General features: G+C 58.8%; 7 protein-coding genes. 5 read left to right on the top strand and 2 right to left on the bottom strand.

The genetic code is table 11. From position 1 onward, the window contains the following. Window positions 1-69 precede the first annotated feature (69 nt). Entirely contained in the window at window positions 70-993 is a 924-nt protein-coding gene (locus tag PMI32_RS18035; RefSeq protein WP_008028013.1) for a TIGR03571 family LLM class oxidoreductase, read from the bottom strand. 265 nt (window positions 994-1,258) lie between these two features. On the opposite strand from PMI32_RS18035, the gene mrdA reads away from it, so the two are divergent. Next, on the top strand, window positions 1,259-3,151 hold the full coding sequence (gene mrdA / locus PMI32_RS18040; protein ID WP_008028011.1) for a penicillin-binding protein 2: 1,893 nt from the start codon (window positions 1,259-1,261) through the stop codon (window positions 3,149-3,151). Window positions 3,152-3,163: 12 nt separating this feature from the next. On the opposite strand, the gene PMI32_RS18045 is transcribed toward mrdA, so the two are convergent. Further along, window positions 3,164-4,120 (bottom strand): LysR family transcriptional regulator, encoded by a 957-nt coding sequence (locus PMI32_RS18045; protein ID WP_008028009.1) that lies wholly within the window; start codon window positions 4,118-4,120, stop codon window positions 3,164-3,166. A gap of 156 nt (window positions 4,121-4,276) precedes the next feature. Between PMI32_RS18045 and PMI32_RS18050 the strand changes: the two genes are divergently transcribed. The 4 genes from PMI32_RS18050 to PMI32_RS18065 all read left to right on the top strand — a co-directional run bounded on the left by PMI32_RS18050 (window position 4,277) and on the right by PMI32_RS18065 (window position 8,755). After that, window positions 4,277-5,578: an MFS transporter gene (locus tag PMI32_RS18050; RefSeq protein WP_008028008.1), complete on the top strand. Its 1,302-nt coding sequence runs from the start codon at window positions 4,277-4,279 to the stop codon at window positions 5,576-5,578. Next, complete coding sequence (locus tag PMI32_RS18055; RefSeq protein WP_008028005.1) at window positions 5,575-6,330, top strand: class II aldolase/adducin family protein; 756 nt, start codon at window positions 5,575-5,577, stop codon at window positions 6,328-6,330. The genes PMI32_RS18050 and PMI32_RS18055 overlap by 4 nt, the downstream gene beginning before the upstream one ends. Beyond that, window positions 6,327-7,256 carry a 2-hydroxyacid dehydrogenase gene (locus PMI32_RS18060; RefSeq protein WP_008028002.1) on the top strand — a complete coding sequence of 310 codons (930 nt, stop codon included), beginning with the start codon at window positions 6,327-6,329 and terminating at the stop codon, window positions 7,254-7,256. The genes PMI32_RS18055 and PMI32_RS18060 overlap by 4 nt, the downstream gene beginning before the upstream one ends. Window positions 7,257-7,375: 119 nt before the next feature. After that, window positions 7,376-8,755: an MFS transporter gene (locus tag PMI32_RS18065; RefSeq protein ID WP_008028000.1), complete on the top strand. Its 1,380-nt coding sequence runs from the start codon at window positions 7,376-7,378 to the stop codon at window positions 8,753-8,755. Window positions 8,756-8,772 lie beyond the last annotated feature (17 nt).

Here is an 8,772-nt window from a genome sequence, read left to right as displayed (position 1 = left end):
TGTTTTGCCCGCAGGAAAGTGGCGAAAAAAAGGGCAGCCACATTGGCGGCCCTTGAAGGCACTGCATTGTCAGTGGAACTTTGGCAGAACGTATTCAGCAATCTCTTCAATAACCTCGGCAACCGGGCGTTCGCTACGTCGCACATGCAGGCCAACATGTTGTACCCCGGCTTCACGTAATGCCTGAAGCTCATCAATCAGTGCCAACCGCCCGCAAATGCCGCCGAAACGCACACGTCGCATCGGAGCGTGAGGATTGGCTGCCAGATCAAGGTGGACGAAGCTGATGTAAGGCTTATCCCCACCCACCTCGCGCCACAACCCGACCCGACGCCGATGTTCATCTGGCGTACCCGGGTAGGCGAGCCAGCCATCCATGTGCTCACCAATCCATGCGGGTGATTGCTGGCCAAGACCTGCCACCAATAATGGAGCCGCTTCATCTCGCTGCGGAAGCAAGTGCGCACCTTCAGGCAGGCGGCCTTCACCCTGGTCGCGCAACAACTCCACCGTGTCGCGAAAAATCTCTCCCCTCTGATCGTAATCGACCCCAAACAATGGATATTCCATAGGCCGGTCACCACTGGCCACGCCAAGCAGTAAACGCCCATCGCTCAACTCATCAACACTGTTTGCTGACTTCAAGGTGAGCCAAGGCTGACGCAATGGAAGTACAACCGCCGCCGTACCCAACATGATGTTGTCGGTGATTCCGGCCAGGTAACCAAGGTAGGAAAAGGTTTCGAAAACCTGTGCGGCATCGCCGAAATTCGGGTCGTAAACCGGTACATCGCGGACCCACAGAGCACGGAACCCAGCCTTGTCCGCCAGCCTCGCCATCGCTGCATGTTGCTTCAGATCCGGAACACCGAAAGGGCGATCTTCGGCAATTCGTCGGCGCTGGCCGTCGCTGGACCAATCGTTATCCAGTGGCAGCTCCAGCCCAATGGAAAAACCGTTCGAGCCGAGTAATCGTGTAAATCGTGGGTGCATGAAATGACTCCAAACAGGGAATGACATGCACCCAGTATCCACAGGCCTATCTGCAAGAAAAATGCATGAATCGGAATATCAATTTTGAACAAATCGCACGAGTCAGAAAAAACCAACCGTCGTTTTGGCCCTCAAGGACAACCGTTAGAGGAAATCGCACTAAAGTGACCGCACGGTTTTTGGTATGGTGCAGCTCGTTTTTTTAACGGACTGATTTCAAGCCTACGGATCGGCGCCCCTTTTTAGTTAAAGAGCAGCTGCAGAAATGCCCCAACCGATACCGATCAAGGACCACGAAAAAGAGACGCGCCTGGTCAACAAAAGACTGATGGCTTGCGCCTTGTTCGTCGTCGCTATCACCTGCGCACTGGTGGTGCGCATGTACGTACTGCAAGTCGTCGAGTTTGACTATCACTCGACCATCTCCGAAAACAATCGCGTCCACGTATTGCCGATCACCCCCACGCGCGGATTGATCTACGACCGCAACGGCGTGGTCCTCGCCGACAACCGCCCCAGCTTCAACCTGACCATCACCCGCGAACGCGCCGCTGACGTCAAAGAAGAACTGGATGAGGTGGTCAACCTCCTGCACCTGCCCGCTGAAGACCGGTCGTTGTTCGACAAGGCGATGAAGCAGGCGCGCCACCCCTTTGTACCCGTCACGCTGTTCTACGAACTCAGTGAAGAGCAAATCGCCGTACTCGCCGTCAACGAATTCCGCCTGCCCGGAATCGACGTTGAGCCGCAGTTCGTTCGCCATTACCCGATGGGCGCGCACTTCGCCCATTCCATCGGCTACGTCGGTCGAATCAACGAGAAAGAATCCAAGGCCCTGGACACTGTCGAGTACCGAGGCACCCAATCCATCGGCAAGACCGGGATTGAAAAGTTTTATGAATCGGAATTGCACGGCCACGTCGGTTACGAAGAAGTCGAAACCAACGCCCAGGGTCGCGTGCTGCGAGTGCTCAAACACACCGATCCGGTGCCTGGTAAAAACATCGTCCTGAGCCTCGACGTCAAACTTCAGGAAGCCGCCGAAGAAGCCTTGGGTGATCGTCGCGGTTCAGTGGTCGCGCTCGATCCATCGACCGGTGAAGTGCTGGCCATGGTCAGCAAGCCAAGCTTTGACCCGAACCTGTTCGTGACCGGGATCAGCTTCAAGGAGTACGCAGCACTGCATGACTCCATCGACCGGCCGCTATTTAACCGCGTACTGCGCGGTCTTTATGCGCCCGGGTCGACCATCAAGCCTGAAGTGGCGATTGCCGGCCTGGATGCGGGTGTCGTGACCCCGCAGACCCGCGTCTTCGACCCGGGTTATTACCAGCTTCCGGACTTCGATCACAAGTACCGTAACTGGAACCACAGCGGCGACGGTTGGGTGGACATGGACGCAGCGATCATGCGCTCCAACGACACCTACTTCTACGACCTGGCGCACAAGCTGGGCATCGATCGCCTGCACGACTACATGGCGATGTTCGGGCTTGGTGAGAAGGTCTCGCTGGATATGTTCGAAGAGTCTGCCGGCTTGATGCCGTCTCAGGCCTGGAAGCGTGCCACGCGCCGTCAGGCGTGGTTCCCCGGCGAAACGGTGATCCTCGGCATCGGCCAGGGTTACATGCAGGTCACGCCGCTGCAGCTCGCTCAAGCCACCGCACTGATCGCCAACAAAGGTGTCTGGAACCGTCCGCACCTGGCCAAGACCGTGGATGGTGTGACGCCAGTGGATGAGCATCCGATGCCAAACATCCTGTTGAAAGACCCGCGTGACTGGGAGCAGGTCAACCACGGCATGCAAATGGTCATGCACGACGCTCGCGGGATCGCCCGAGCGGCGGCCCAAGGTGCGCAATATCGCATCGCCGGGAAAAGTGGTACCGCGCAAGTGGTCGCGATCAAACAGGGTGAGCGCTACAACCGGGCGAAAACCCTGGAGCGGAACCGCGACAACGCCTTGTTTGTCGGCTTCGCACCGGCTGAGCACCCGAAGATTGTCATCTCGGTGATGATCGAAAACGGTGAGGCCGGCGGTCGCGTCGCCGGGCCTGTGGTGCGACAGATCATGGACGCCTGGTTACTCGATCAGGACGGCCACCTGAAACCGCAATACGCCACGCCGAGCAAACCGCCTGGCGATCCTCACGTTTAACCGATCAAGGCTTCACAGCACAGGCTCACGAATGCTGAGCATGTGCTGGAAGCTTTCGAGGAACACGGTTTCCGCCTGACTCATCTTCTGCTCGCGATTCCACAGCAGCTGAATATCAAAATCCACCACCCCATCCTCCGGCGGCAACCGCCACAGCAACCCTTGCTCGACATCCCTTTTCACCAAATGCGTCGGCAGGCAGCCAATCCCGTACCCTGCGCAAATCAATCGGTAAATCTCTTCGAAGCTCGTCGATGAAGCAACGATCTTGCCGGTAAAACCCTGCTGGTCGCGAAACAGCGTCAGTGGCGAAAGATTTCCGCCGAGCTGGTCGCTGGTGAAACTGACGAAATTTTCTGCGGCGAGCTGTTCCAGCGTCAGATTCTCTTGTCCGAACAGCCGATGACGCTGCCCGCAAAAGTACGCATAACGCTCTCGGAACAGCACCCGCTGTTCCAGCCGCGGCTGCGGTAAACGACACAGACCGACGCCAATGGTCGCGGTCTTTTGCAGCAACGAACTGATGATGTTCGAGCTGCCCATCACTTCGACTTCCAGCTCGATTTTCGGGTGGGTTTCATGGAAGTCCGCGAGGAACTCGTCGTAATGCCGCGCTTGCACGCCGCTGACGGTGAGGATGCGGATCTTGCCCACCACGTCATCGTGACGACTCTCCACCACGGTGCCCAATCGCGAAATATCGCCGTAGATATCCGTCGCAATGCGCAGGACTTCTTCCCCGGTTTCCGTCAGGTCAAACCGTCTCCCGCTACGGGCAATCAACACACATTCCAGTTGTTCTTCCAGCCGTTTCAACGCCTGGCTGACGGCTGACTGCGTGATGTGCAACCGCGCTGCGGCACGGCTCATGCTGCCTTCCTGGCCGATCACAAGGTAGGTGCGCAGCAGGTTCCAGTCGAGACGATCATTCAGAAAACGTCGGCCCACCCAGGGGTTAGTGGAAGTCATGACAATCCCATGTAGTAGCAGCGCTAATAGTAAAGATAAGAATATGAAAATTGACTAATCCTGGCATGGAAGCGATAAAGCCCACAAGCGCCACAGAGCGCAACCGTAAACAGCCTTCAGTACCTGCCCAAAACTATAAATACACAGGGTCCTTGCATGCACACCACCGCACAGCCGCGTCGAGCGGCGGCCGCTGCCTTCATTGGCACGACCATCGAGTTCTACGACTTTTACATTTACGCCACAGCGGCAGCGTTGGTGCTTGGGCAAGTGTTCTTTCCCAGCAGCGACCCGGTGATGAGTACCCTGGCGGCTTTTGGCAGTTTCGCCGTCGGCTTCATCGCCCGTCCCATGGCCGGCATGGTTTTCGGACATCTGGGCGATCGTCTGGGCCGCAAGAAAATGTTGCTGGTGACGATGGCGCTGATGGGCGTGGCAACTGCCGGCATCGGCCTGTTACCGAGCTACGCCAGCGCCGGTATCTGGGCACCGATCGGCCTGATCGTGCTGCGTTTGATCCAGGGCATTTCCGTCGGAGGCGAGTGGGGCGGGGCCGTGTTGATGGCCAGCGAACACGCGCCAGCCAAGCGCAAAACCTTCTACGCATCATTCGCCCAACTCGGCAGCCCGGCCGGTTTGTTACTGGCGTTGATTGCTTTTCGCCTGGTGACATCACTCGAACCCGAAGACTTCCTGGCCTGGGGCTGGCGTCTGCCGTTCCTCGCCAGTGGTGTGCTGATGATGGTCGGCCTGATGATCCGCTCCGGCGTTCATGAGTCGCCGGAGTTCGCCAAGGCGCGGGACAACAACGAGACCGCCAAATACCCGGTGAAAGACGTGATTCGCACGTGCTGGCGGCAGATCCTGTTCGCTGCCGCCGCAGTGACCATCGGCTCGGCCGGGTTCTTCTTCACCAACACCTTCATGATCACCTACGTCACCCAGTATCAGGGCATCGCACGCTCGACGATTCTCGATTGCCTGTTCCTGGTGACCGTCATTCAGTTGCTCTCGCAACCGCTCAGCGCACTGCTCGCCGAGCGCATCGGCGAAGGTCGTTTTCTCAAGCTCGTTGCGCTGCTGTGCATGGTCACGCCGTACCCGATGTTCTTGCTGGTGGGCACGCAAAACATCCTGTTGATGACCCTCGGCATCGCCCTCGCGGTAGTGATCCTTTCGGCGCTGTACGCGGTGATCGCCGGTTACATGACCCAGGCGTTCCCGGTGCACCTGCGCTACTCGGGCATTTCCATCGCTTACCAATTGAGCTGTGCACTGGCCGGCGGCACCACGCCGCTGATCGGCACGCTGCTGGCGAGCAAGTTTTCCGGACAATGGCTGCCGTTGGCGGTGTTCTTCACCTTGCTTTCGGCCCTGTCCCTGATCGGTGTTTGCGGGCTGGCCCGCCTGCGCGCCAACCCGGTCGTCACCCACGCTGCTAAAGAGGTGTATTCGTGAGTAAACCTGAACACATCGGCCCGGTTGAATGGAAGGCCCGTTGCGAACTGGCTGCGCTGTATCGGCTGGTCGCGCACTTTCGCATGACCGATTTGATCGACACCCACATCACCCTGCGGATTCCAGGGCCTGAGCATCACTTTCTGATCAACCGCTACGGGGTGATTTTCGACCGCATGCGCGCCTCGGATCTGGTGCGCATCGATCAGGACGGGCGCGTCGTCGACCCGCATTACGAAGGTCATCGGGTCAACGCCGCAGGGTTCGTCATTCATTCGGCGATCCACATGGCCCGTCCGGATCTGAATTGCGTGATCCATACCCACACCGCCGCCGGCATGGCCGTTGCGGCGCAGAAACAGGGCTTGCTGCCGATCAGTCAGCACGCCCTGAAGTTCTACGGAAAATTGGCGTATCACACCTATGAAGGCATCGCGTTGTCGCTGGATGAGCGCGAGCGGTTGATTGCTGATCTGGGGCCGCACCGGGCAATGATCCTGCGCAATCACGGTTTGCTGGTCGGCGGCTCCGGCGTGGCTCAGGCGTTTCAGGAGATCCACTTTCTGGAGCGGGCCTGTCAGGCGCAGGTGGCGGCGCTGGCCGGCGGTTCAGCGTTGCATTACCCGTCGCCGGAAGTGTGTGCACACACCGCCGAGCAGTTTGACCGCGATGAGCAGGACAACATCATCGACCTGGCCTGGGAGGCCGCACTGACCCTGATCGAATCCCAGCGTGAGTCCTATCTGTCATGAGCACCGTGGTTTTACTTTCCCGCGACACCTTGCTGCTCAAGCAACTGCAAGCCGCGTTCGCCCGCAGCGCACCGCAGCTCACCACCGTGCTGGCGGATGATCCGCTGGCCAAAAATGCGCAGATTGCCGCGTGCTGGTTCCCTTTACCGGGCAGCCTCGCCGCGTTACCGAATCTTCAGGTGATTCACTCGGTGGCAGCCGGCATCGATCACCTCGATCACGACCCGTCGTGCCCGGATCTGCCCGTGTGCCGGGTGGTCGATCCCGGCCACCGTCAGGGCATGACCGAATACGTACGCTGGGCGGTGATTCACTATCACCGTGGTTTCGATCAAGTGCTGTTGCAGCAACAGGAACAGCGCTGGGAGCGGCCGCTGCAACGGGCGGCGGGGCAATTCAAAGTGGGTGTGATGGGGCTGGGATCGCTGGGCAGCGCCATCGCTCAGGATCTGGCCGCTTCCGGTTATGACGTTCGTGGCTGGGCGCGCAGTGACAAGACGATAAACGGCGTCCAGACCTTCGCCGGTGCGGCAAACCTGAAACCGTTTCTCGAGGGTGTGGAGTTGCTGATCAACTTGTTACCGCTGACCAGCGAAACCCGCGGTATTCTTGGTCATTCAACTTTCGAACAATTGGCCAATGGCGCTGCGCTGGTGAATTGCGGTCGGGGCGGTCATCTCAATATCGACGACCTCGAATACGCCCTGAAACGAGGAAAACTGCGCGGCGCGCTGCTGGATGTTTTCGAGCAAGAACCACTGCCGGTTGATCACCGTCTCTGGACAATGCCCGGTGTGACGATCACACCGCATATGGCTTCGGCGGCCTCCCACGACTGCATTGCCGAACAAGTTGCGGAGAACTTCCGCCGTTTAAATGCCGGCGAACCTTTATTGAATAACGCGGACCGATTACTGGGTTACTGAATATAAAAACTCGCCCACTCAGTTGGGCGATACATAACAACAATCCCTCACTCTCAAACGATTTACTGCCAGTCAAAACAATTAAATAAACGAGTTCTGAAGAATTCCTGGAGTCAGTGATGAGCGATCTATCGTCCGCAGAAAAGTCCGGTGCCCCGCCGGAAGTTGCAATCAGCATGAAAAAAGTTGCCGTGGCCAGTGTCATCGGCACCACGGTGGAATGGTACGACCTGTTTGTGTTTGCCACCGCGTCGGCGCTGGTCTTCAACAAGGTGTTCTTCCCGGACTTCGTGCCGCTGATCGGCACATTGCTGGCATTCGGCACCTTCGCTTCGGCGTATCTGGCGCGGATTGTCGGTGCGGCGTTGTTCGGGCACTTCGGTGACCGCTTGGGTCGCAAGTCAATGTTGTTGATTTCGCTGTTGACCATGGGCGCCGCCACGTTCGCGATCGGCTTGTTACCCAATTACGCGGCCATCGGGATATGGGCGCCGATCCTGTTGTTATTGCTGAGGGTGATTCAAGGCCTGGCGCTGGGCGGTGAGTGGGGCGGGGCGGTGTTGATGGCGGTGGAACATGCGCCGGCCAACAAGCGCGGCCTGTACGGTTCCTGGGTGCAGATCGGCGTCCCGGCCGGGACCATGATTGCCAACCTGGCGTTCCTGGTGATTGCCGCGTGGCTGTCGCCTGAAGACCTGTTGGCCTGGGGCTGGCGCATTCCGTTTCTGGCCAGCGTGCTGCTGATCGCCGTGGGTTTGTACATCCGCCTGAACATTGCCGAAACGCCAGCCTTCAACAAGGTCAAGGAAGCGGAAGTGCAGGTGAAAATGCCGCTGGCCGAAGTCTTCCGCAAGTACTGGAAGCAAGTGGTGCTCGGCGGTATTGCGACGATGTCGACCGGCGCGTCGTTCAACATCATCGTCGCGTTCGGCCTGACGTACGGCACGCAGAATCTCGGTTTCAGTCGCAGCGTGATGCTGGGCGTGGTGCTGCTGTCCTGCGCCTGGTGCATCGTCATGCTGCCGGTGTTCGGCGCGTTGTCGGACCGATTCGGCCGCAAGCCGATCATTGTCGCCGGCATCGTTGCCGAGGCGTTGGTCGCGTTCCCGATGTTCTGGCTGATGGACACCAAGGAGCTGTCGCTGGTGATCTTCGGCTACTTGCTGTTGATGACCGCATTCGCCGCCAACTACGGGCCTATCGCGACCTTCCTGGCGGAGTTGTTCGGCACCCGCGTGCGTTATTCGGGACTGTCGATCAGCTACATGCTGTCCGGCCTGCTCGGCAGCGCCGCAACGCCCATCGTCACCACTGCGTTGCTTGCAGCGACCGGCAAAGGCTCGTCGGTGGCCTGGTACATGATCGGCGCGGCGCTGATTTCCTTGCTGGCGCTGTTGCTGCTGACCGAGACGTTCAAGCGCGACATCAGCGAAATCCCGGCGGCGGGTCCGGCTGCCGATCAACCCGTTCGCAAACCTTTCAAATCGGCTGCGGCCTGATTCATGGAGCTCAACAG

This window comes from Pseudomonas sp. GM60 (assembly GCF_000282415.1).
GTDB classification, from domain to species: Bacteria; Pseudomonadota; Gammaproteobacteria; order Pseudomonadales; family Pseudomonadaceae; genus Aquipseudomonas; species Aquipseudomonas migulae.
Note: the sequence above shows the minus strand (reverse complement) of the source record. Positions and strands in the feature narration are given on the sequence as shown.